Here is a 22,680-nt window from a genome sequence, read left to right as displayed (position 1 = left end):
ACGATTATTTCATTCTCTGCAAATTTGCACCACTCCGCGGAGGGTCGGATCAACAGGTCTTCCCGTCCTCCGGGATGGTGCCCTTGACGAGGAATTCGTCGACGGCGTCGTTCACGCACGAGTTGGACTTGTTGTACGCCGTGTGGCCCTCGCCCTTGTAGGTGAGCAGGTGCCCGTTCTCGAGCTCGCCCGCGAGGTTCTTGGCCCACACGTACGGGGTCGCCGGGTCGTTCGTGGTGCCGACGACCAGGATGGGTGCGGAGCCCTTCGCGGCGATCGGAGCACGCTCGACGGTCGAGGTGTACGGCCAGTTCGCGCATCCGATGTCGCCGTAGGACATGTACGGGCCGATCACCGGCGCGTCCTTCGCGAGCTGGGCCGCCTGCGCGCGCATCGTCGCCGGGTCGGCGTCGTAGGTGTAGTCGAGGCAGTTGATCGCCATGAACGCCTCGGTGGAGTTGTCCCCGTACGTCCCGTCGCTCTGCCTGTTGTTGTATGCGTCCGCCAGCGAGAAGGCGGTGGATGCGCTCCCCTTCATCACCGAGGTGAACATGTCGCTCAGGTACGACCACGCCGTCGCGTCGTAGAGCGGGTAGATGATCGCGGTGACGAGCGTGTTCGCGCCGAGTTCCCGCCCGTCCGAGTTGCGGATGGGGCTGCGCTCGACCGAGGAGAGCAGGTCGCCGATGGTCTTCATCGAGTCGTCGACCGAGCCGCTGAACGGGCAGTCCTTCTGCGCGAGACAGTCTTTGAGGTATGCGCGCAGCGCGCTCTCGAAGCCTTCGGCCTGCACCTTGGTCACGTCGAAGTTGCTCGCGGCGGGGTCGAGCGCTCCGTCGAGGACGAGGCGGCCGGTCTTACCGGGATAGAGGTCGGCGTAGACCGCGCCGAGGTATGTGCCGTACGAGTATCCGAGGTAGTCGAGCTTCTTGTCGCCCAGCACGGCGCGCAGCAGGTCGAGGTCGCGCGCGGCGCTGACGGTGTCGACGTGCTCCAGCAGCGATCCGGTGTTGGTCGAGCAGGCGGCGCCGAAGTCTTTCGACACCGTCGTGTTCTCCGCGATCCACTCGTCCGAGCCGCGCGTGCCCGGCGTGATGCCGTACAGGTATTCGTCCATCTGCTTAGCGTCGTAGCACTTCACGGCGGTCGAGTGCCCGACGCCCCGCGGGTCGAAGCCGACCACGTCGAAGTGCTGCTGCAGCGTGCTGTCCGTCGCGTAGTCGACGGAGTCCCTGACGAAGTCGTAGCCGGAACCACCAGGACCGCCGGGGTTCACCAGCAGCGATCCCTGCTTCGTGCCCTTGGCGGTCTGCCGGATGAGCGCGAGCTCGATCTCGCCCGCCGACGGCTTCTTCCAGTCCAGGGGCGCTTTGGCCGTCGCGCACTGCTTGCCGGAGGCGCAGCTCTGCCACTTCAGCACCTGGCTGTAGAACGGCTGCAGGTCGGCGGCGACCTGCTCGGCGACGGGGGTGGAGGTCTGCGTGGTCTTGGCGGGGATGAACCAGGTGACGCATCCGGTGAGGGTCAGGGCGACGACGGCGGCGATCGCGACGAGCGCGGTGCGGGTGCTGCGGCGCGCTCGGCTCCGGGCGGGGCGAGCGGCTGGGCGGCCCTGGCGGGTGGTCACTGGTCGTTCCCCTTTCGAGCGGCTCCGCCGCGCAGGATGGTGGTGAGCATGGCCTCGATCGCCAGCGCGGGCGCGACGTTCCCGTCGATCCTCTGCCGGGCGGTGGCGATCGCATCCATCGCGGCGAGCGTAGCTGCGGGACTCGTGTGAGTGCTGAGAGCCTCCAGCCGGTCGCGCAGTTCGAGGTTCACGAGCTCGCTCCCGCTGCCGAGCTGCAGCATCATCACGTCCCGATACAGCGAGAGCAGGTCGACCAGGATGCGGTCGATGCCGTCACGGAGGCTGCGCGTCGCCCGCCGTTTCTGGTCCTCCTCGAGCTGCCGGAGCTGCGAGCGCAGCGCGGGAGGGATGGTGCCACCCGGTTCGATGCCGAGCGAGCGCAGCGCGTGCTCGCGTTCCTCCGCATCCCGTTCCTCGGTGATCGCCTTCGCGTCTGCGCCGGCGATCTCGAGCAGGCTCGCCGCCGTGATCACGGCGTCGGAGACCGACCGGATGCGCAGCACGCGCTCCAGGGTCTCCTCGCGCCTGCGTCTGGCCTCGTCGTTGGTCGCGAGCCGGTGCGCCATGCCGATGTGGCTCTGCGCGTGCCTGGCCGCCCGTTCGGCCGTCACGGGGTCGACGCCGTCACGGCGCTCGATGAGGGACGCGACATCGGACACGCTCGGAACGCGCAGCCGCACGGTGCGGACCCGCGACCGGATGGTCGGGATCAGGTCGGCGTCGCTGGGCGCGCAGAGGATCCAGACGGTGCGCTCCGGCGGCTCCTCCAGAGCTTTGAGGAGCACGTTCGACGTGCGCTCGCTCATCCGGTCGGCGTCTTCGATGATCATCACGCGATACCGGCCGACGGACGGGGAGAACTGCGAGCTGGCGACCAGCGTGCGCACCTCCTCGATGGAGATGATGACCCGTTCGGTGCTGAGCACAGCGAGGTCGGGGTGCGTGCGCGCCTCCACCTGGCGCTGTGTCGCCAGGTCGCCCTCCGGGGTGCCGGGGCTGAGCAGCGCGGTCGCGAAGGCGAACGCGAGGTTGGACCTCCCGGAGCCGGGCGGCCCGGTGATCAGCCAGGAGTGCGTCATGCTCCGTCCGGTCGGCGAGCCGGACGTGGAGCCTGGAGCCGTCGCGGACCCTGCGGCGCCTCCTTCAGCGACGGCGACAATGGATGCGCTGGGCGCAGACCCTCCCGCCGCTGCGGCTTTGAAGATGGCGATGGCGTCGTCCTGACCCGTCAGGTCATCCCACACTGCCATGCCTCCCAGGCTAGCGCTCGCCACCGACACCGCCGAACCCACGACGTCTCCGGATGCGCGGCTCTCGGCCACGATCAGACATATGCCTGGTCACACATACGCCTGGTCACACGTACGGTTCGAGCCTGGCGCGGATGTCCGCGGCGATCTCGTCGACGGGACGCGACGCATCCACCACCAGGAACCGCTCGGGCTCCGCCTCGGCCAGACCGAGGTATGCGGCGCGCACGCGGGCGTGGAAGTCGGACTTCTCTGCCTCGAGCCTGTCGTAGCGGGTGCGCGAGGAGTCGAGCCGCTGCCTGGCGGTGGACTCGTCGAGGTCGAGGAGGATCGTCAGGTCGGGCAGGAGTCCTTGCGCCGCCCACAGCGACAGGTCGCGGATCTCCTTCGGGTCGAGCACCCGGCCTGCGCCCTGGTACGCGACGGAGGAGTCGAGGTAGCGGTCCTGCAGGACCACCTCTCCGCGCGCGAGCGCCGGCCGCACGAAGGTCTCGATGTGGTGCGCCCGGTCGGCCGCGTAGAGGAGGGCTTCCGCGCGCGCGGCGATGTCGCCCCGGTGGTGCAGCACGATCTCGCGGATCTCGACGCCCACCTCCGTGCCACCCGGCTCACGGGTGCGCACGACGGTGCGGCCGCGCGCGGCCAGCCACTCCTCGATCAGCTTCGCCTGCGTTGACTTGCCCGTGCCGTCGCCGCCCTCGATGGTGATGAAGAGCCCGCGACGTTCCGGATGCGTGTCGACCGTGCTCACTCCGCTGCCGGTTTCGTGGCCGCCGCCTTGCGTGTGGTGGTGGTCTTGGCTGCTGTCGTCTTCGCCGCGGTCGTCTTCGCCGCCGTGGTCTTCGCCGCAGGCTTCTTCGCGGGCGCCTTCTTGGCCGGAGCCTTTTTGGCGGGCGCCTTCTTCGCCGGACCCTTCGCGCGCTTGTCAGCGAGCAGCTGCACGGCCCGCTCGAAGTCGACCTCGTCGACCGTCTCGCCGCGCGGGATGGTCGCGTTCGTCTCGCCGTCGGTCACGTACGGGCCGAACCGGCCGTCCTTGACCTTGATCGCCTTGCCGCTGACGGGGTCGGCGTCGAACTCCTTGAGCGCGCTCGACGCCCGGCGGTTGCCGTACTTGGGCTGCGCGAACAATTCGAGCGCCCCCGCCAGGTCGATGCCGAAGATGTCGTCCTCGTTGGTCAGCGAACGGGTGTCCGTGCCCTTCTTGAGGTATGCGCCGTACCGTCCGTTCTGGGCCTGGATCTCTTCCCCGCTCTCGGGGTCGATCCCGACCGTGCGCGGCAGGTCGAGCAGCTGCAGGGCGGTGTCGAGGTCGAGGGTCGCGAGATCCATCGACTTGAACAGGGACGCCGTGCGCGGCTTCGCGGCCGCTGCCTTCTTCGCCGGCTTCTTGGCCGGAGCGGCGACGACTTCTCCCGTGGCCTGGTCGACGGTCTCCGCAGCGGCCTCTTCCGGGTCGATCTCGGTCACGTACGGCCCGAACCGGCCGTCTTTCGCGACGATGTTCTTGCCGTTCTCGGGGTTCACGCCGAGGACACGGTCGGTGAGGACGGGCGCTTCGATGAGCTCGTGCGCCTTCGCGGGCGTCAGCTCGTCGGGGGCGAGCTCCGGCGGGATGTTCACCCGGCGGGGCGTTGCCCCTTCTGCCGCGCCTTCTTCGGCGACTTCGAGATATGGGCCGTACTTGCCGATCCGCAGCGTCACGTCGTCGTCGATGGCGATCGAGTTGATGCTGCGCGCGTCGATCTCACCCATGTTGTCGATGACGCGGCGCAGGCCGGTGTGCTTGTCGCTGCCGAAGTAGAAGCTGTTCAGCCAGTCGACGCGCTCGGCCTCGCCGTCGGCGATGCGGTCGAGGTCGTCTTCCATCTCGGCGGTGAAGTCGTACTGCACCAGGTCACCGAAGTAGTCCTCCAGCAGCCGGACGACGGAGAACGCCACCCAGCTCGGGACGAGTGCCTGGCCGCGGGGCGTGACGTACCCGCGGTCGACGATCGTGGAGATGATGCTCGCGAACGTCGACGGCCGGCCGATGCCCAGCTCTTCGAGCGCCTTGACGAGGCTGGCCTCCGTGTAGCGCGGCGGCGGGGTGGTCTCGTGGCCGTCGGCCTCCACATCCTGGACGTGCAGCTCCTGGCCGACCTGCAGCGGAGGCAGCTTGGCGTCGGCGGAATCGGACGAGTTGCGCTCTTCGTCCTTGCTCTCCTCGTATGCGTTGAGGAAGCCGCGGAACGTGATGACGGTGCCGCTCGCGGTGAACTCGCCGACGGTGCCGTCGTGGACGCCCTCGGTGATCTTCGTCTCGACCGTGACGGAGGCGGTCTGTCCCTTGGCATCGGCCATCTGCGAGGCGACGGTGCGCTTCCAGATCAGGTCGTACAGGCGGAACTCGTTGCCGCGGAGCACCTTCTCGAGCTCGGCGGGCGTGCGGAAGACCTCACCGGACGGGCGGATCGCCTCGTGCGCCTCCTGGGCGTTCTTGCTCTTCGAGGCGTATGTGCGCGGCTTGTCAGGAACCGTCTCCGGTCCGTAGAGCTTGGCGGCCTGGGTGCGGGCCGCGTTGGTGGCCTGCTGGGAGAGCGAAGCGGAGTCGGTTCGCATATAGGTGATGTAGCCGCTCTCGTACAGCGACTGTGCGACGCTCATCGTCTGCTTCGCGGAGAAGCGCAGCTTGCGCGCGGCCTCCTGCTGCATGGTCGACGTGGTGAACGGCGCGGCCGGGCGGCGGGAGTACGGCTTGGAGTCGACCTTGCCGACCGTGACGACGGTGCTCGGCTGCGAGATGGCGGCGGCGAGGCTGGTCGCGGTCTCCTCGTCCAGGGTGCGCGCGTTGGACGTGAGCTTTCCGTGGTCGTCGAAGTCGCGCCCTGTGGCGACGCGCTCGCCGGACAGCCGGGCGAGCCTGGCCTCGAAACCGTTCGCCTCTTCCGGCGTGAAGTGTGCGGTCAGGCCCCAGTACGAGGCAGGGACGAACGCGAGACGCTCGCGCTCCCTGTCGACGACGAGCCTGGTCGCGGCGGACTGAACACGCCCGGCGGACAGTCCAGGGCCGACCTTGCGCCACAGCACGGGCGAGACCTCGTACCCGTACAGCCGGTCCAGGATGCGCCTGGTCTCCTGGGCGTCGACCAGCGCGGTGTCGATCTCTCTGGTGTTGTCCCGTGCCTTCTCGATGGCTTCTTTGGTGATCTCGTGGAACACCATCCGCTTCACGGGGACCTTCGGCTGCAGCACCTCGATGAGGTGCCACGCGATGGCCTCTCCTTCGCGGTCCTCATCCGTTGCGAGGAGGAGTTCGTCGGCGTTCTTGAGCGCCCGCTTGAGGTCGGCGACGGTCTTCTTCTTCTGGTCGGAGACCACGTAGTAGGGCTCGAAGCCCTTCTCGACGTCGACGGAGAACTTGCCGAGCGAGCCCTTCTTGAGCTCGGGCGGAAGGTTCTTGGGCTCGATGAGGTCGCGGATGTGTCCGACGGATGCCATCACCTCGTAGCCGTCACCCAGATACTGAGCGATCGACTTCACCTTGTTCGGTGACTCGACGATGACGAGTTTCTTCGTGTCAGACACCTGACTCCTCTTATATGTACGCACTGTGTTGCAACAGTTAGACGTTCGTAGCGCGCTCCCCCGGCGCCGCACCCCTGCGGCGAGCGTGGGCCACACGGCCCGACAGGCAAACCATACACACCCGAGCCGCTTGTCTGCCTAATCCGCTGTTCTGCGTTCGCCGAGGGCGCAGCCCTTGTGGTTGCGGGAGGCGGGAGGAAAATGAGGTCATGGCTACCACTTCAACGACGACGTATACCGCCAAACTGACCGACGGCCCCCTCGAGGGCAAGACCATCGCGACCGAATACCTGGACAGCGGCCAGCCCCGCCCGCGACTCGAGATCCCGTCCCCGACCGCGGGCAAGCGCTACCTCTATATCCGCTCCTCCGCGATCGAGTTCGCCTCCGACGACGCCCTCGACCGTCGCCCGAGCGCCGTGGAGTACCGGTATCTGGAGGCGATCTTCGACTGACGATCCCGCGCCCTGTCGTCACGGCGTCCCCGGCGGACCCGCACGGGCCGAAGCGCGCGCCGGCAACCCGAGATAGGAGACTGAGGTCTCGACGATGGCGACGACACCCTCCAGCTCGCACGACAGCAGCTGCGCGGCGTTGGCCGCCGCGACGCTCTCCGCCGCCTGACAGGGACTGCCCGGCTTGAGCCCGGACGCCACATCCGCCGCGGCGAGCGCCGCAGCATCCGCCCCTGCTGCCGCCACGCGCCGCGCTGCGAACGCCCCGCCGAGCGCGACGGCCACGGTGCCGGAGCAAATGACCACCCCGATCACCGCGACGGCGAGCACACTGGCCGCTCCGCGGTCGCTCCGGATACGTGCACTCAGCCGGCGTCTGCGTGACCGCGCCTCGGCGCCCGGGCGGCGCGTGGTGTCTCGGCGCTCTAGCTCACCCATCTCCTCCTCCTTCCACTGCGCCTAGTCATCGAGCGCGCACGCCCTCGCCGAGACGGCCAGCCCGAGGGCTCCGAGGCCGGTGACCGCGCTCGCGCTGGTCGCTCGCGCGCAGACCATTCCGCCCTCGCGCTCGACGGTCAGTTCCGCGTTGGCCATCCGGCGCGCGGTGTCTGCGGGGTCGTCGCCCCGGGCGAGCATCCGGGCGGACTGGGCGGCCGCATCCACCAGTCGCGACTGCTGGGTCACCGCCTGCACGGCGCCGAGGCACAGGGCGAGGCAGGCGAGCACGGCGGGAAGCGCCACCGCGAACTCGGCGGTCACGCTTCCCCGTTCGCCGTCAGACGCCGGTCGTGAGTGCACGTGTCACCAGGTCGGTGAGGATGGCCTTGACCTCGTCGCCACGCAGCAACACCACCAGCAGCCCGGCGAAGCCGACCGCCCCCATCGTCGCCACCGCGTATTCGGCCGTCGCCGACCCTCGTTCCTCCCGGATGACCCGTGAGATGAATCCCGTCATGATGCCTCGTTCCTTTGGTCTGTGTCTGTTGTTCGTGTGTTGGTGCGGTCGCGGCTGCGAGCGCACTTCCAGCCTTCGGGGTGGGACGAGTGGTTGCCCCGTGCATCCGGGATCGGTGGAGAACCGTCAGAATGCGGAGACTGTGGAGGAGACGATCGAGAGAACCACGGGAGCGACGCCGAGAAGCATGAAACTCGGCAGCACGCACACCCCGAGCGGGACCATCGACCGCACGGCCAGCGCCGCCGCGTCGCTCCTCCCCTGCATCCTCCGTCGTCGCCGCGCCTGAGCCGCCGCGCTCCTCAGAAGGTCGACCGCCGGCGCTCCCGCCCGTTGCGCCAGGCTCAGGATGCGCGCGACGGACGCCCGGTCGTCTTCGAGTACCGGATGCGTCACGCACGCCTCGTCGCACAGGGCCAGAGCGCTGGGCACCCCGAGCCCTCCGCTCAGCGCGACGGCGAGCAGGTCGTGTCTCAGGCCTGGGAGGTCGGATCCGGGGCTGGCGCGATGCAGGAGGGCGCGCATCCACCGTCGGCCGAGCAGGAGGAGAAGGGTGCCGGAGCCGAGGAGTGCCCAGCCGACCACCGAGCCGGTGAGCGTTCCGAGCAGGTCGACCCCCATCACGACCGCGAGCGCCATTCCCACCAACGGCAGCCAGGAGACGAGCCGGGCGGTCGCCCGCGGTCCGGCGAGGGCGATGGCGATGTCCCGCTCCGTCTCCGCGCGGTCGCGCAAGGCGTCGGCGATGGTGCGGAGGGTGGGCGCCAAGGGTGCACCTGCGGCGACGGCGACGTGCCACGCGGCGGCGAGCACCCGTCCGGACGCGTCGTCGGGCGACCGTGAGCGGGCGCGGCGGGGAGGAGCGAGCGTCCCGGCTCTGACGGCGGAGGTGGCGTCGACGGAGGCCGCCGATGCAGCCACAAGTGCGTCGGCGACGCGCTCGCCCGCTTCGATCCGCACGACCGCCCGCACGACGAGTGGATGCGCGGAGAACTCCCGCACGTACCCCCAAGCCGCCGTGGGCGTCACCCCGGCTTCCAGCAGCGCGACGAGTTCCTCCACCAACTCCGCCAGCTGTTCAGCCGCTTCGCCTGGCCCGGCAACCGCGCGACGACCACGCCGGCCCTCCTCACCGCGCACCCGCGGTCGACGCACCGACTCCGTCACCCCTCCTCCACCACGGCGAGACGCCCATCGGCGGCCACCGTCAGGCGGCCGAAGCCGGCCACGCGACGTGCGCCGTCCACCCGCTCGACGTGGACGAGCATCCCGATGCCGCTGACCGCCTGGCGTGCGAGGGCACGCTCGCCGAGTCCGGCCAGAGCGCCGAGGGCTTCGAGGCGGGCGGGGACGTCGGCGAGCGCGTTGGCGTGGAGGGTTCCTGCCCCGCCGTCGTGGCCGGTGTTCAAGGCCCCGAGGAGGTCGATGACCTCGCTGCCTCGACACTCGCCGAGGACGAGGCGGTCGGGACGCATCCTGAGCGCCTCCCTGACCAGGCGGCGGAGGTCGACGCCGCCCGCTCCCTCCAGGTTGGGCTGCCTGGTCTGCAGGCCGACCACATGCGGGTGTGCGATGCGGAGTTCGGCGACGTCCTCGATGGTGACGATCCGCTCGTTCGGGGGCGCGTGGGAGAGGAGGGCGCCGAGCAACGTCGTCTTGCCTGCGCCGCCCGCTCCGGTGACGAGCAGGTTGGTGCGTGCCGTGATCGCCCGCAACAGCGTCTCCGCTTGGGCGGGGGTGATCGCGTCGTCGGCGAGCAGGTCGGGCAGCCGCAGCACGCGATGGTGCGGGATGCGCACGGACAGTTGCGTGCCGCCGGTCGAGACGGGTGGGAGGACAGCGTGGACGCGGATGCCGTCGAGGAGGCGGACGTCCACGAACGGCGTCGCCTCGTCGATGTGCCTGCCGCCGCTCGCGATGAGGCGCACGGCGAGGTCTCTGGTGGTGCGTTCGTCGGAGGTCCAGCCGTCGATGCGCCGGAGCCCGCGCGGTCCGCCGTCCGCCCAGAGCGCGCCACCGGCCGTGATGAAGAGGTCGGTGATGTCGTCGCGCAGCAGGTACGGCGCCAGTGGGCCGAAGGTGCGCCAGAGCCCGCGGTCGGCGCTGGGCGGCCGTGTTCGCGCCACAGCGTCCGCCGTCTCGGTGGGATCCACCGCGCAAACCGCATCCCGCCCGGCCACATTCTCTGTTCGTCGCATCTTCATAACCCGACGCTACGTATCGCCCAGCACCCGGCGGCGTCCCCCACGAAACCCGTGGAGAACTCCGCAACCGAGCGACCTGTGGAGAGCTGCAACCGGAAAGGCCGGTTAAAAAGAGGGGGGCCGCACCTATTGGGGGGAACAGGTGCGGCCACTGCGGCGCATGATTGGGGGGAATCGTTTGCGCCGCACGCCAGAATTAATATTCGGCCGAGAAACAGTTTACGCACAATCAATGCAAACGCAAGTCTTCGTCGAGGTGGTCACCGCCAGGTTGTAGAGTCGTGGATTGTCGCGCCACGACTTGACCATTCAGCATCGCAAAGGAGCGAACAGACTCCCCATGAGCAACACAATCGACAATCTGCTGCACGAAGCACGCCGATTCGCACCCAGCGAAGAGTTCGCGGCGAACGCGGTCGCGACAGCCGAGCTCTACGAGCGTGCCGCCGCCGACCGCCTCGGATTCTGGGCCGACCAGTCCCGTGAACTCCTCCACTGGCACAAGCCGTTCACGCGCACCCTCGACTGGACCAACCCGCCCTTCGCGAAGTGGTTCGACGACGGCGAGCTCAACGTGGCGTACAACTGCCTCGACAGGCACGTCCTCGCCGGCAACGGCGACCGCATCGCCATCCACTGGGAGGGCGAGCCGGGCGACAGCCGTTCGATCACCTACGCGGAACTGACCGCCGAGGTCAAGAAGGCCGCCAACCTGCTGACCAGCCTCGGCATCACCGCCGGCGACAGGGTTGCGATCTACCTTCCGATGATCCCGGAGGCGGTCATCGCCATGCTGGCCGTCGCCCGCATCGGTGCCGTGCACTCCGTCGTCTTCGGCGGGTTCAGCGCGGAGAGCCTGCGGTCGCGCATCGACGACGCGTCGGCGAAGCTCGTCATCACGGCGGACGGCGGATGGCGCAAGGGCAAGGTCTTCCCGCTCAAGAACGCCGTGGACGCGGCCCTCGCCTCCGGCGACACCACCGTCGAGCACGTGCTCGTCGTCAAGCGCGGCGAGAACGACGTGGAGTGGACGGACGGCCGCGACCTGTGGTGGCACGACGAGATCGCCCAGGTCGACGCCGACCACGTCGCCAAATCGTTCGAGGCGGAGCAGCCGCTGTTCATCCTCTACACCTCGGGCACGACCGGGAAGCCGAAGGGCATCCTGCACACCTCGGGCGGCTACCTCACCCAGGCCGCGTTCACGCACAAGAACGTCTTCGACCTGCATCCGGAGTCCGACGTCTACTGGTGCACGGCCGACATCGGCTGGATCACCGGCCACAGCTACGTCGTCTACGGCCCCCTGGCCAACGGCGCGACCCAGGTGCTCTACGAGGGCACCCCGGAGACGCCGCATCCCGGCCGCTGGTGGGAGATCATCGAGAAGTACAAGGTCTCCATCTTCTACACGGCGCCGACCGCGATCCGCTCGTTCATGAAGATCGGCCGCCAGCACCCGCAGAAGTTCGACCTGTCGAGCCTGCGCGTGCTCGGGTCGGTCGGTGAGCCCATCAACCCGGAAGCCTGGATGTGGTACCGCGACGTCATCGGCGGGAACACCACCCCGGTCGTCGACACCTGGTGGCAGACGGAGACCGGCGCGATCATGGTGTCCGCTCTTCCGGGCGTCACGACGCTGAAGCCGGGCTCTGCACAGGTGCCGCTCCCCGGCATCTCGATCGACATCCTCGACGAGGCCGGCGTCCCCGTCGGCAAGGACCAGGGCGGCCTGCTGGTCGTCACCGAACCGTGGCCGAGCATGCTGCGCGGCATCTGGGGCGACCCGGAGCGGTTCAAAGAGACGTACTGGGAGAAGTTCGGCGACAAGTACTTCGCCGGCGACGGCGCCCGCTACGACATGGACGGCGAGATCTGGCTGATGGGCCGCGTCGACGACGTCATGAACGTCTCCGGCCACCGCCTCTCGACGGCGGAGATCGAGTCCGCGCTGGTCGCGCATCCACTCACCGCCGAGGCTGCCGTGGTGGGAGCAGCGGACGAGACCACCGGCCAGGCCGTCGTCGCGTTCGTGATCATCAAGCAGAACCAGCTGGAGCAGGCCGAGGCGATGGATGTGGCCGCCGAGCTGCGCAAGCACGTCACCGAGCAGATCGGCGCGATCGCACGCCCCAGGGAGATCTTCATCGTCACCGAGCTGCCGAAGACGCGCTCCGGCAAGATCATGCGGCGCCTGCTGCGCGACGTCGCAGAGGGCCGCGAGGTCGGGGACACCACGACGCTCGCGGACACCGCCGTGATGAGCTCGATCCAGAGCAAGCTGTCCTAGCGCAGCCCGTTCACGCAGAGGGGCCCGCATCCACACCGGATGCGGGCCCCTCCGTCGTACGGGATGTCGTCGTACGGGACGCGTCCTACTCGAACGACAGGATCAGTTCGACCTCGACCGGCGAGTCCAGCGGGAGGACGGAGACGCCGACGGCCGAGCGGGCGTGGACGCCTGCGTCGCCGAAGATCTCGCCAAGCACCTCAGACGCTCCATTGATGACCCCCGGCTGGCCGGTGAACGAGGGGTCGGAGGCGACGAAGCCGACGACCTTCACGATCCTGGTCACGCGGTCGAGCGAGCCGATGACGCTCTTCGCGGCAGCCAGGGCGTTGAGCGCGCAGGTGCGGGCGTACTCCTTGGCGTCGTCGGCCGGGACGAGCCCGTGGCCGTCGCCGACCTTGCCGGTGGCGGGGAGGGCGCCGGACACCATCGGGAGCTGGCCGGAGGTGTAGACGTGGTTGCCGTCGACGACGGCCGGGGTGTAGGCGGCGACAGGCGGCACCACATCCGGAAGTTGGATGTCGAGCTCGGCCAGCCGGGCTTCGATGGCGGCCATCAGGCGTCGTCCCCGTCGATGATCGGGCGCTTCAGGTAGGCGACGAGGCCGCCCTCCGGACCGGTGACGACCTGCACCAGCTCCCACCCTTCCGAGCCCCAGTTGTTGAGGATCGCAGCGGTGTTGTGGACGATCAGAGGCGTCGTGAGGTATTCCCAGCGCGGCATTGTGCTCCTTGCGTTCGGGGGGTTTATCAGGTTTATCACCTACCCTGATCCTATGTCTGCCAAAAAACCACGGGCTAGAGGTGTGCTCGGCGCCGTCGGCGCGTTCGTCGGCATGAGTGCCGTCGCAGGCCTCCTGGTCACGGCCGCCGTGACCCCCGCGATCGCGGTCACGGGGATGGCCGCCAACGACAGCATCGGCGTCTTCGAAGGCCTTCCCGAGTACCTCGAGATCGGCCAGCTCGCCCAGCCGACCACCATCTACGCCAAGAACGGCGACCAGGATGTCCAGCTCGCGACGTTCTACTCGCAGAACCGTCTGCCCGTCACGTTCAGCCAGATCTCCCAGGCCGCGAAAGACGCAGCCATCGCCGGTGAGGACCCCCGCTTCTACTCCCACGGCGGCGTCGATATCCAGGGCACCATGCGCGGTGTGCTGTCGACCGTCGTCGGCCACGACGTGCAGGGCGGCTCCTCGATCACGCAGCAGTACGTGAAGAACGTGCTCCTGCAGAAGTGCGAGGCGATGCCGGTCAAGACCAAGGAGCAGAAGGCCAAGTACCAGACCTGCGTCGTCGACTCCACGGGCGTCTCGCCCGACCGCAAGGTCAAGGAGATGAAGTACGCGATCGGCGTCGAGAAGAAGTACTCGAAGGACGACATCCTCGCCGGCTACCTCAACATCGCCGGATTCGGTGGCTCGGTGTACGGCATCGAGGCCGCTGCGAAGTACTACTTCAACACCTCGGCCGCCGCGCTCACGCCCGCACAGGCCGCGAGCCTGATCGCGATCGTGAACGAGCCGACCACGCTCAAGATCGACAGCCCGGACAGCAAGAGCAACGGCGCTGCGAACGGGTACGCGAAGAACAAAGAGCGCCGCGACTACATCCTGAACAAGATGTACCAGTACAAGAAGCTCACCAAGGTGCAGTACGACGAGGCCGTGAAGACCCCGGTCACGCCGGTGATCACCCCGTCGGTCCGCGGCTGCCAGACCGCGGGCGGCTCCGCGTACTTCTGCGACTACGTGCAGCGCATCGTGCAGAACGACCCGTCTTTCGGAGCGGACAAAGACACCCGCGCTGCGAACTTCAACCGCGGCGGATACAAGATCTACACCACGATCGACCTCACGCTGCAGCAGACGGCAGAAGAGACGATGGCGAGCTACGTGCCGCCGACGTACGGCGACGTTCAGCTCGGTGCCTCTCTGGTCGGCGTTCAGCCGGGCACGGGACGCGTGCTCTACATGGCGCAGAACAAGCACTACAGCCAAGACCCGGATGTACTGATGGACCCCGCGTATACCTCGGTGAACTACAGCACCGACCTCGACTACGGCGGCTCGAACGGTTTCCAGGTCGGGTCGACGTACAAGGTGTTCACGTTGGCGGAGTGGCTGAAACAGGGCCACTCGCTGTACGAGTCGGTGAACGCCAACGTGCGCACGTACAACCAGTCGCAGTTCAAGGACTCGTGCGGCCAGTGGGGCGGCTCGTGGCGGCCCACCAACGACTCGCCGGGTGAAGAGGGATACCGCACAGCGCAGAATGCGACCACCAACTCGATCAACACCGCGTTCGTGGCGATGGCCCTGCAGCTCGACCTGTGCGAGATCAAGAAGGACGCGGAAGCTTTTGGTGTGCACGACGCGGCCGGAGTGCCGCTGAAGAGCAACCCCGCCTCCGTCCTCGGCACCAACAACGTGGCTCCTTTGACGATGGCGACCGCCTTCGCGGGGATCGCGAACAACGGCCTCACCTGCACGCCCATCGCGATCGACAAGATCGTCAGCGGCGATGGCAAGGAGATCGCGCCGCCGGCCTCCAAGTGCACGCAGTCGGTCGACCCGGCTGTCGCTCGAGCCATGGCATACGCGCTGAAGGGTCCGATCGAGGGCGGCACCGCCTCCGGAACGAACACCACCGGAGTCGACATGCTCGGCAAGACCGGAACCACCGACGGCAACAAACAGCTCTGGCTCATCGCGGCGACGACGAAGGTCGCCGGCGCGTACTGGGTCGGGAACATCGAGGGTGACACGGACATGCGCCGGATCTATCCGACCCACGGCAGCAGTCCAGCCAGTCTGCGCGACAACGTCATGAACGCCGTCATGACGACGGCCGTGAACAAGTACGGCGGAGATGCCTTCCCGCGCCCGGACAACAAGCTGCTGCAGGGCGCACAGGTCACCATCCCCGACCTCACCGGCAAGTCGCCCGACGACGCCAAGTCGATCCTGAACGGCCTCGGCCTCGACGGTGTCGATGGCACCGCGGTCGACTCGGCTGCCCCCGCTGGCACCGTCGCCGGGACCGACCCGGCCGCCGGCACCTCGGTCACCAAGGGCAACGGCGTGACGATCTACACCAGCAACGGGTCCCTCGTACCCCTGCCGAATGTGGTCGGGCAGAAACTGTCCGACGCGCAGAAGGCGCTCAGCCAGTTCAGCGTGAAGGTCACCGGCGGAAGCAACAAGGACGGGATCGTCGAGGCGATGGACCCCGGTGCTGGCACGCCAGCAAAGCCCGGATCCACGGTGACCCTCAAGATCGCCGCCGCCGAGCCGTCGCCCGGAGTAGGAAAGTAGTGGCGGGCCGTTCCGGCCTGCACGCGGCGGGCACTGCACTCGGTGTGCTCGCCGCCGCCGGTGCGGCCGCGTTCGCGTGGGGCTCGCTGGTTGAGCGCCGCCTGTTCACCCTCCGGCGCGTGACGGTCCCCGTGCTGCCCGCCGGGGCCGAGTCGATCAGGGTCCTGCACCTCTCCGACCTGCACATGGCGCCGTGGCAGCACGACAAGCAGGAGTGGGTGCGGTCGCTCGCCGACCTCAAGCCCGACCTGATCGTCGACACCGGGGACAACCTCGGCCACGCCGACGGCCTCACCGGCATCGAGCGCGCGTTCGAGCGCTTCGAGGGCATCCCCGGGGTCTTCGCGCACGGCTCGAACGACTACTTCGGGCCGCAGCGCAAGAACCCGCTCAAGTACTTCGTCGGCCCGTCCACCAAGAAGGCGTCGACCGCTCCCCGGCTCGACAACGCCGCCCTCACCGCGTACTTCCGCAGCCTCGGCTGGCTCGACCTGAACAACGCGGCCGGAGCAGTGGATGTGCGCGGCACCCACCTGGAATTCTTCGGGGTCAACGACCCGCACATCCACTTCGACAGGGTGGAGGCCATCCCTGGCGCGCTGGACGAGCTTCGCGAGAACGACCCGTACGGCGAAGACTCGCTGTGGCCGCAGGATGCGCCGCGTCCCGCCCGCCCCACGGTCACGCTCGGCGTCACCCACTCCCCGTACCGCCGCGTCCTCGACGCGTTCGTCACCTACGGCGCCTCGATGATCTTCGCCGGGCACACGCACGGCGGTCAGGTCTGCGTCCCAGGCTTCGGCGCGCTGGTCACGAACTGCGACATCCCGCGCAGCCAGGTCAAGGGCCTGAGCATCTGGCGTCACGCGTTCCGCTCGGCGTTCCTCAACGTGTCTGCCGGCCTCGGAACGTCGATCTACGCGCCGGTGCGCTTCGCGTGCCGCCCGGAGGCGACGCTCGTGACGCTCACCGCATCGGCCTGAGTGGTCACAAGCACCCCCCAAGCTCGTGTATTCTTATTGAGGCCTACGGGCCAATCGGGGTGTGGCGCAGCTTGGTAGCGCGCTTCGTTCGGGACGAAGAGGTCGCAGGTTCAAATCCTGTCACCCCGACAGAAAAATGCCGGAGCATGTCAATGCTCCGGCATTTCTGTTTCCGGCCTCTCGGCAGGCCGTGCCGATAGCCTGGGGGCATGTTCGACGACGTGGATGCCGTGGCCGAGTCCGAGGGTTTCAGCGGGGTGGTCACGGTCGACGTCGACGGCGTGGAGGAGCTGCGGGTGGTGCGCGGCCTCGCCGACCGGCGGTGGGGCATCCCGAACGCGGTGGAGACGGCGTTCGCGCTCGCGAGCGGGAGCAAGGGGTTCACGGCTCTCGCGGTGCTGTCGCTGGTGGAGGACGGAGCGTTCGCGCTCGACACCCCGGTGAGGGAGCTGCGGGGCGACGATCTGCCGCTCATCGACCCACTGGTCACCGTGCGGCACCTGCTGACGCACCGCTCCGGCATCGGAGACTATCTCGACGAGGGGGACGACGGCGCGATCACCGACTACGTGATGGGCGTCCCGGTGCACACGCTAGTGAACGCGGCGGACTTCCTCCCCGTCGTGGACGGCTTCCCGCAGGTGTTCCCGCCCGGTGAGCGATTCGCGTACTGCAACGGCGGGTTCGTGGTGCTGTCGATCATCGCGGAACGGGTGAGCGGCATGCCGTTCGCCGACCTGGTCGCCCAGCGCGTGTTCGAGCCGGCCGGGATGCGGAACAGCGGCTACTTCCGGTCGGATGCGCTGCCGACCGGCGCGGCCGTCGGCTACCTGTTCGCGCCGGGCGATGACGACCGCACGAACGTGCTGCACCTCCCCGTGCGGGGCGTCGGCGACGGCGGCGCGTACGCGACGGCGGGCGACCTGAGCAGGTTCTGGCGTGCGCTGTTCGCGGGGGCGATCGTGTCGAAGGACGCCGTCGCACTGCTCAGCACGCCGACCAGCACCGGTGTCGAGGGCAGCCGCGCGTACGGCACCGGGTTCTGGCTGGACGACGGCGGCCGGGTCGCGCTCGAAGGGTACGACGCCGGGGTCTCGTACTACGGAAGCCACGACCCGGCGACCGGGCGGAGCGTCAGCGTGCTCTCGAACTGGTCGGACGGCGCCTGGCCGGTCGCCCGCGCACTCCTGAGCAGCTGACGCGCCAAAAGCCGAACCGCTACCGTCGCACCGGCAGCATGTTGCCGTCGAAGAACGCCGCCAGCTCGTTCCGCGCATCCAAGGGGAAGATCCCGGCCACGTACTGGTCGGGACGCACCACGACGATCACGCCGTCCCTGCTGAGCTCGCGGTCGCGGAAGATGTCGCGGCCGTGGCCGGCGGCGAAGACCTGGTTGAGGTCGATCAGGCCGTACGGCACCTTCACCGGCTTGAACGCGGCGGGCACGTCGCCCGGCTCGACCAGCGTGTAGTCCTGCTGGTAGACGACCTTCGTGTCGAAGGTGGCGTCGTCGTCGCCTCCCGACGGCGTGAAGCGCATCCACGGGGAGGCCGGATCGGTGCGCCACCACTCGGCGAAGTCGGCGGTGGGCGTGCCGGTGAGCGCGGGCGCCGCGGCGTCGGCGAAGACGTAGACGCGCCACCGGCCGTCCGCCTCGTGCAGGTGCCCGAGGTGGCGCCAGCGGTTGTCCGCTCGGCGGATCACCTCGGCCGACTTGAAGCGCTTGCCGAGCGGGAAACCGGGAGCGAGCGCCTGGTGCTCGTCGCCGGTGGTGATCATCGACGGGGCGTACTGCGTCATGAAGCCGGCGGGGAACTCGAACGTGGAGACGTAGTAGCGCTCCAGCTCGCCGGGGTCGTCCCACGAGTCGGCCGGGCGAGCCAACATGTCCGACCACTCCTTGTCGAAGTCGATGAGGTTCTGAGCGACGACCTTGCGCTCGTCCTCGTAGGTCGACAGCAGCGACTCCGGCGCGCGCCCTTCGAGCACCGCCGCGAGCTTCCAGCCGAGGTTGAAGCCGTCCTGGATGGACACGTTCATGCCCTGCCCGGCCTTCGCCGAGTGGGTGTGGCAGGCGTCGCCCATGATGAACGCGTGCGGCGTCCGTTCGCCGCGCAGCTCGGCGGGCACGTCGTCGAAGCCGTCCGTGATCCGGTGGGCGACCTCGTACACCGACGACCAGGCGACCTCGCGCACGTCGAGCGAATACGGGGCGATGATCGTGTTGATCCTGGCGATCATCGCATCCACCGGGGTGGACCGGATGGCGCCGGCGTCCGCCCCGTCGACCTCGCCCAGGTCGACGTACATGCGCACGAGGTAGCCGCCCTCGCGCGGGATCAGCAGGATGCTGCCCGCCCCGTGCGACTGGATCGAGCACTTCACCTGAATGTCCGGGAAGTCGGTGTTCGCGAGCACGTCGAGCACGCCCCAGGCGTGCATGGCCGCCTCGCCGTGCAGGTGGTGGCCGAGGGAGGCGCGCACCCTGCTCCTCGCCCCGTCGCCGCCGACCAGGTACTTCGCGCGCACCGTGCGCTCCTCGCCTGCACGCTCCCCCGCCACGTACCGGATGCGCGCCTCGACCGGGTATTCCGCGCCCTGGTGGATGGTCAGGTCGACGAACTCCACGCCGTAGTCGGGCACGATGCGGCCGGGGGCGCGCTCCGCATCGCGCAGGAAGTAGTCGAGGATGCGCGCCTGGTTCACGTAGATGTGCGGGAACTCGCTGATCCCCGTCGCGTCGTCCGCTGCGCGGGAGACCCGGACGATGCGGGACGGGTCGGCGGCGTCCGGCTTCCAGAAGCACATCTCGACGTTGCGGTACGCCTCGTCGACCACCTCGTTCGCGAACCCGAACGCCTGGAAGGTCTCGACGGAGCGCGCCTGGATGCCGTCGGCCTGTCCGACGGCCAGGCGACCGGGGCGCTGCTCGATGGCGCGTGCGTCGATGGACGGGAAGCGGGAGAGCTGCGCGGTGACGGCGACGGCGGCGGGGCCCGTCCCGACGATGAGCACATCCATCCGCTCGGGGATCTCCGTCGGCCGGTCGATCCCGTGCCCCTCCGCCGGTTTGATGCGGGGGTCGTGGTCGACGTAACCGCGGTGGTGGATCTGCATCTCGGTGCTCCTCATTGAACAAGACTTGCTGTATCTATAGTTGCGACATCGTTGCAACTATAGATACGATGCTAGTTGTCGTCGCGGGGCGTGGCAAGGCGCACGCGCGAACACGCGCAACGAAGGGATCCGGATGTCGAACACCGAGGGTGCACAGTCGCAGGCCGAGGGCGGATCACAGACTCTCGCCCGCGGCCTCAGCGCCCTCGCCATGATCGGTGAGGACGGAGCGTCGCTGAGCGTGCCGGAGCTCGCGAACCGCCTGGGCATCCATCGCTCGATGGCGTACCGGCTGGTGAAGACGCTCGAGCAACACGGCTTCGTGGAGCGGTCGCCGTCCGGCGAGCTCGAACTCGGCGCGCGGCTGGCGTCACTCGCGCGCGGTGCGGCCAGGAGCCTGCAGACGGCGGCGGCCCCCGAGCTGGCCGCTGTGGCGGACGAGCTCGGGATGACCGCGTTCCTGGTCAGCTTCGACGGCGAGGTCGCCGTCACGCTGACCAGCGCCGAGCCGCGGCACGCGGAGACCACGGTGGCGCAGCGGCCGGGCAGCCGTCACGCGATCGGGCAGGGTGCGCCGGGGCGCGTCATCCGCTCGCTGCTGCACCCGGACGAGTTCCCTCCGCAGCGCTTCGAGCGCAGCCACGACGAGGTGCTGCCCGGGCTGTACTCGATCGCGGTCCCTCTCGCCCTCCCGCACGGCAGGTCGGCCGCGATCGCGGTGCTTTACCTGCCGCATCCACTGGATGAGGAGCACGTGGCCGACGTGCTCGTCGCCGCGGCAGGACGGATCGCGGCGGCGTTCCGGTAGATGACGAGATGCCAGTAACTGCGCCGGATTCGGCGCATTCGGGCGCAGTTGCTGGTATCTCGTGCGGCGCGGGGCGCGCCTAGAACGCGTCGGGGCGGGCGAAGTCGACCGTCAGCTCCTCCGCGTGCGGGTCGATGTGGGTGCGGATGTACGGCAGCGTCCTGGCGATGGAGGTGTCGATCCTGGCGCGCAGGTCGTCGGACGAGACGGCGTAGTCGGTGAAGTCGCGCTCGCTCGCGTAGATGCCGAGGGGCAGGGTGAGCGACTGGAAGAAGCCGAACAGCGGCCGCATCTGGTGCTCCACCAGGAGCGCGTGGCGTTCGCTGCCGCCGGTGGCGGTGAGCACGATCGGCTTGTCGACCAGCGCATACTGCCCGACGTGGTCGAAGAACAGTTTGAACAGGCCGGTGTACGTCGCCCGGTACGCCGGGGAGCCAACGACCACGATGTCGGCCGCCTCGACCGCTTCGAGCGCTGCGATCGCGTCGGCGCCGAGGCTGTTGCGAAACGGGCCGAGGCTCAGCTGGCCGAGCAGCGGGGCCAGCTCGACCGTGGTGGCCGTGCCTCCCACCGCGGCGGCGAACGCCTCCGTCACCTCCCGCACGAGCACCGTCGTGCGCGAGGGATGCGTCGGGCTGCCGCTGACGCCGACCACCGAGATCCTGCGCTCGTCCGCCATCAGAACGACCCGACGTTCGCTGTGCCGAGCTGCAGCGGTGCGACCGGGTTGTCCAGGTTCGCTCCTCCGCGGTAGCGGGCTCCGATGTGGCCGTCCGGCAGGCGGCTGTTGCCCGCGCCGAACAGCCGCTCGCGCAGCGTCCCGGGATGCGACCCCTCCTCGGGCAGACGGCCGCGCTTGCGCAGCTCTGGCACGACCAGTTCGGCGAAATCGCGGGCGGTGTCGAACGAGTGGTACTGGCGGAGGTTGATGCCGTCGAGGCCGTCCTCGTCGAGCCAGCGTTCGATCTCGTCCGCCACCGTTTTGGCCGTGCCGACCACCAGGAAGCGGTCGTCGCGGTTGCCTCCGATGAAGTCGAGCGCCTGGCCGACCGTCTTGTCCAGCGGGAGGAACGGGACGCGCTCTGCCGGGAACTCGGCCCGCAGCAGCGCCTCGCGCACGGTGATGTCGCGCGGGAACGCGGTGAGGTCGACGGGCAGGCTGCTGTGGGCGAGGATGCCGTCGAGGCTCGAGTGCTGCTGGTAGAGCCGCCACTTGTCCGCGGCCTCCTCCTCCGTGCGCCCGACGATCACGCCGGCCATCGCGATGAACTTGACCGCGTCCCTGCCCCGGCCGTGGCGCTCCGCAGCGTCGCGCATCCCGTCGGCGTTGCGGCGGAACTCCTCGCTGGTGCGACCGCCGGTGAAGACGACCTCCGCGTGGCGGCCGGCGAACTCGATGCCGGCCGGCGAACCGGTCGCCTGGAACATCACGGGCGTCCGCTGGGGAGAGGGATGCACGATGTGCGGTCCTGCGACCTTGAACCGGTCCCCGACGTGGTCGATGTATCGCACCTTCGACGGGTCGGTGAAGATGCGGCGCTCGCGGTCGGCGACCACCGCGTCGTCGTCCCACGACCCCTCCCAGAGCTTGTAGAGCACATCCACGTATTCGTCGGCGTACTGGTAGCGCAGGTCGTGCGGCACCTCGCCGTCGAGCCCGAAGTTGTGCGCGGCGTTCGGCAGGTAGGAGGTGACGACGTTCCAGCCGACCCGCCCCTTGGTGAGGTGGTCGAGGGTGGACATGCGCCTGGCGAACGCGAACGGCGGCTCGTAGGTGGTCGAGAAGGTCACCCCGAAGCCGAGGCGCTTGGTGACGGCGGCCATCGCGGGGATCACGAGCAGCGGGTCGATGTTGGGGCTCTGCAGGCCCTCGCGCAGCGCCGTCTCCGGGCCGCCGCGGAAGACGTCGTACGCGCCGATCACGTCGGCGAGGAAGACGCCGTCGAAGCCGCCGTGCTCCAGGATCTGGGCGAGCTCCGTCCAGTAGTCGAGGTCGGCGAAGCGCTCCCTGTTGTTGCCGGGCAGCGGCCAGAGCCCGTGGGTGATGTGGCTCACGCAGGCCATCTCGAACAGATTGAGGAACAGCTGTTTGCGCTCTGGCATGGGTC

Annotated in this window: 20 protein-coding genes and 1 tRNA gene; 7 read left to right on the top strand and 14 right to left on the bottom strand. The window is 68.8% G+C overall.

The genetic code is table 11. The features are described 5' to 3' along the window. Positions 1–49 precede the first annotated feature (49 nt). From HF024_RS04640 to topA, 4 genes are all read right to left on the bottom strand, one after another. A complete protein-coding gene (locus HF024_RS04640) occupies positions 50–1,627 on the bottom strand; it encodes an alpha/beta hydrolase (RefSeq protein WP_168688812.1) in 1,578 nt (525 codons plus the stop codon). Then, positions 1,624–2,877, bottom strand: coding sequence for a DNA polymerase III subunit delta' (locus HF024_RS04635; RefSeq protein WP_168688811.1), 1,254 nt, complete (start codon positions 2,875–2,877; stop codon positions 1,624–1,626). The genes HF024_RS04640 and HF024_RS04635 overlap by 4 nt, the downstream gene beginning before the upstream one ends. A gap of 106 nt (positions 2,878–2,983) precedes the next feature. Beyond that, positions 2,984–3,628 carry a dTMP kinase gene (tmk, locus tag HF024_RS04630; protein ID WP_168688810.1) on the bottom strand — a complete coding sequence of 215 codons (645 nt, stop codon included), beginning with the start codon at positions 3,626–3,628 and terminating at the stop codon, positions 2,984–2,986. Continuing rightward, positions 3,625–6,444 (bottom strand): type I DNA topoisomerase, encoded by a 2,820-nt coding sequence (topA, locus tag HF024_RS04625; RefSeq protein ID WP_168688809.1) that lies wholly within the window; start codon positions 6,442–6,444, stop codon positions 3,625–3,627. The genes tmk and topA overlap by 4 nt, the downstream gene beginning before the upstream one ends. A 209-nt stretch (positions 6,445–6,653) precedes the next feature. On the opposite strand from topA, the gene HF024_RS04620 reads away from it, so the two are divergent. Beyond that, on the top strand, positions 6,654–6,899 hold the full coding sequence (locus HF024_RS04620; protein ID WP_085369224.1) for a hypothetical protein: 246 nt from the start codon (positions 6,654–6,656) through the stop codon (positions 6,897–6,899). Between the two features lie 18 nt (positions 6,900–6,917). Here the strand turns inward: HF024_RS04620 and HF024_RS04615 are convergent, their stop codons facing one another. The 5 genes from HF024_RS04615 to HF024_RS04595 form a co-directional block, all read right to left on the bottom strand. Further along, positions 6,918–7,337: an Rv3654c family TadE-like protein gene (locus HF024_RS04615; protein ID WP_085369225.1), complete on the bottom strand. Its 420-nt coding sequence runs from the start codon at positions 7,335–7,337 to the stop codon at positions 6,918–6,920. A gap of 21 nt (positions 7,338–7,358) precedes the next feature. Then, positions 7,359–7,658 (bottom strand): TadE family type IV pilus minor pilin, encoded by a 300-nt coding sequence (locus HF024_RS04610; protein ID WP_247597305.1) that lies wholly within the window; start codon positions 7,656–7,658, stop codon positions 7,359–7,361. 16 nt (positions 7,659–7,674) lie between these two features. After that, positions 7,675–7,854 carry a DUF4244 domain-containing protein gene (locus HF024_RS04605; RefSeq protein ID WP_085369227.1) on the bottom strand — a complete coding sequence of 60 codons (180 nt, stop codon included), beginning with the start codon at positions 7,852–7,854 and terminating at the stop codon, positions 7,675–7,677. Positions 7,855–7,980: 126 nt separating this feature from the next. Then, positions 7,981–8,916, bottom strand: coding sequence for a type II secretion system F family protein (locus HF024_RS04600; RefSeq protein WP_168688808.1), 936 nt, complete (start codon positions 8,914–8,916; stop codon positions 7,981–7,983). Between the two features lie 101 nt (positions 8,917–9,017). Beyond that, entirely contained in the window at positions 9,018–10,058 is a 1,041-nt protein-coding gene (locus HF024_RS04595; RefSeq protein ID WP_348770479.1) for a TadA family conjugal transfer-associated ATPase, read from the bottom strand. A gap of 340 nt (positions 10,059–10,398) precedes the next feature. On the opposite strand from HF024_RS04595, the gene acs reads away from it, so the two are divergent. Further along, positions 10,399–12,348, top strand: coding sequence for an acetate--CoA ligase (acs, locus tag HF024_RS04590; RefSeq protein ID WP_085369230.1), 1,950 nt, complete (start codon positions 10,399–10,401; stop codon positions 12,346–12,348). Positions 12,349–12,433: 85 nt separating this feature from the next. Here acs and HF024_RS04585 read toward each other — a convergent pair whose 3' ends face one another. Together HF024_RS04585 and HF024_RS04580 are read right to left on the bottom strand one after the other, a co-directional pair. After that, entirely contained in the window at positions 12,434–12,904 is a 471-nt protein-coding gene (locus tag HF024_RS04585) for a RidA family protein (protein WP_168688807.1), read from the bottom strand. After that, entirely contained in the window at positions 12,904–13,071 is a 168-nt protein-coding gene (locus HF024_RS04580; RefSeq protein WP_168688806.1) for a hypothetical protein, read from the bottom strand. The genes HF024_RS04585 and HF024_RS04580 overlap by 1 nt, the downstream gene beginning before the upstream one ends. A gap of 52 nt (positions 13,072–13,123) precedes the next feature. On the opposite strand from HF024_RS04580, the gene HF024_RS04575 reads away from it, so the two are divergent. The 4 genes from HF024_RS04575 (at position 13,124) to HF024_RS04560 (ending at position 17,846) form a co-directional block, all read left to right on the top strand. After that, the gene (locus tag HF024_RS04575; RefSeq protein ID WP_247597304.1) at positions 13,124–15,664 is read left to right on the top strand and encodes a transglycosylase domain-containing protein; all 2,541 of its coding nucleotides are present in this window, start codon (positions 13,124–13,126) and stop codon (positions 15,662–15,664) included. Beyond that, positions 15,664–16,647, top strand: a complete 984-nt coding sequence (locus HF024_RS04570; RefSeq protein ID WP_247597303.1) for a metallophosphoesterase — start codon at positions 15,664–15,666, stop codon at positions 16,645–16,647. Before HF024_RS04575 ends, HF024_RS04570 begins: the two co-directional genes overlap by 1 nt. Positions 16,648–16,702: 55 nt before the next feature. Next, positions 16,703–16,776, top strand: a tRNA-Pro gene (locus tag HF024_RS04565). An 80-nt stretch (positions 16,777–16,856) separates the two neighbouring features. After that, positions 16,857–17,846 carry a serine hydrolase domain-containing protein gene (locus HF024_RS04560; protein ID WP_168688805.1) on the top strand — a complete coding sequence of 330 codons (990 nt, stop codon included), beginning with the start codon at positions 16,857–16,859 and terminating at the stop codon, positions 17,844–17,846. Positions 17,847–17,865: 19 nt separating this feature from the next. On the opposite strand, the gene HF024_RS04555 is transcribed toward HF024_RS04560, so the two are convergent. Continuing rightward, positions 17,866–19,764, bottom strand: coding sequence for an FAD-dependent monooxygenase (locus tag HF024_RS04555; protein WP_168690769.1), 1,899 nt, complete (start codon positions 19,762–19,764; stop codon positions 17,866–17,868). Between the two features lie 133 nt (positions 19,765–19,897). Between HF024_RS04555 and HF024_RS04550 the strand changes: the two genes are divergently transcribed. Beyond that, positions 19,898–20,572 carry a helix-turn-helix domain-containing protein gene (locus HF024_RS04550; protein ID WP_168688804.1) on the top strand — a complete coding sequence of 225 codons (675 nt, stop codon included), beginning with the start codon at positions 19,898–19,900 and terminating at the stop codon, positions 20,570–20,572. 79 nt (positions 20,573–20,651) lie between these two features. Here the strand turns inward: HF024_RS04550 and msuE are convergent, their stop codons facing one another. Both msuE and HF024_RS04540 read right to left on the bottom strand, forming a co-directional pair. Then, positions 20,652–21,251: an FMN reductase gene (gene msuE, locus HF024_RS04545; RefSeq protein WP_168688803.1), complete on the bottom strand. Its 600-nt coding sequence runs from the start codon at positions 21,249–21,251 to the stop codon at positions 20,652–20,654. Continuing rightward, positions 21,251–22,675, bottom strand: a complete 1,425-nt coding sequence (locus HF024_RS04540) for an LLM class flavin-dependent oxidoreductase (RefSeq protein WP_168688802.1) — start codon at positions 22,673–22,675, stop codon at positions 21,251–21,253. The genes msuE and HF024_RS04540 overlap by 1 nt, the downstream gene beginning before the upstream one ends. Positions 22,676–22,680: the final 5 nt, after the last annotated feature.

The sequence above is a fragment of the Leifsonia sp. PS1209 genome, from assembly GCF_012317045.1.
Classification (GTDB): Bacteria; Actinomycetota; Actinomycetes; order Actinomycetales; family Microbacteriaceae; genus Leifsonia.
The sequence above is the reverse complement of the archived record's forward strand: the minus strand, read 5'-3'. Positions and strand labels throughout refer to the sequence as shown.

What these genes read in the sequence shown, in the direction of transcription:
- HF024_RS04635 (WP_168688811.1), bottom strand. Translation starts at nt 2,877, where the DNA reads ATGGCAGTGTGGGATGACCTGACGGGTCAGGACGACGCCATCGCCATC.
- HF024_RS04620 (WP_085369224.1), top strand. Translation starts at nt 6,654, where the DNA reads ATGGCTACCACTTCAACGACGACGTATACCGCCAAACTGACCGACGGC.
- HF024_RS04615 (WP_085369225.1), bottom strand. Translation starts at nt 7,337, where the DNA reads ATGGGTGAGCTAGAGCGCCGAGACACCACGCGCCGCCCGGGCGCCGAG.
- HF024_RS04605 (WP_085369227.1), bottom strand. Translation starts at nt 7,854, where the DNA reads ATGACGGGATTCATCTCACGGGTCATCCGGGAGGAACGAGGGTCGGCG.
- HF024_RS04595 (WP_348770479.1), bottom strand. Translation starts at nt 10,058, where the DNA reads ATGAAGATGCGACGAACAGAGAATGTGGCCGGGCGGGATGCGGTTTGC.
- acs (WP_085369230.1), top strand. Translation starts at nt 10,399, where the DNA reads ATGAGCAACACAATCGACAATCTGCTGCACGAAGCACGCCGATTCGCA.
- HF024_RS04585 (WP_168688807.1), bottom strand. Translation starts at nt 12,904, where the DNA reads ATGGCCGCCATCGAAGCCCGGCTGGCCGAGCTCGACATCCAACTTCCG.
- HF024_RS04580 (WP_168688806.1), bottom strand. Translation starts at nt 13,071, where the DNA reads ATGCCGCGCTGGGAATACCTCACGACGCCTCTGATCGTCCACAACACC.
- HF024_RS04575 (WP_247597304.1), top strand. Translation starts at nt 13,124, where the DNA reads ATGTCTGCCAAAAAACCACGGGCTAGAGGTGTGCTCGGCGCCGTCGGC.
- HF024_RS04560 (WP_168688805.1), top strand. Translation starts at nt 16,857, where the DNA reads ATGTTCGACGACGTGGATGCCGTGGCCGAGTCCGAGGGTTTCAGCGGG.
- HF024_RS04555 (WP_168690769.1), bottom strand. Translation starts at nt 19,764, where the DNA reads ATGCAGATCCACCACCGCGGTTACGTCGACCACGACCCCCGCATCAAA.
- HF024_RS04550 (WP_168688804.1), top strand. Translation starts at nt 19,898, where the DNA reads ATGTCGAACACCGAGGGTGCACAGTCGCAGGCCGAGGGCGGATCACAG.
- msuE (WP_168688803.1), bottom strand. Translation starts at nt 21,251, where the DNA reads ATGGCGGACGAGCGCAGGATCTCGGTGGTCGGCGTCAGCGGCAGCCCG.
- HF024_RS04540 (WP_168688802.1), bottom strand. Translation starts at nt 22,675, where the DNA reads ATGCCAGAGCGCAAACAGCTGTTCCTCAATCTGTTCGAGATGGCCTGC.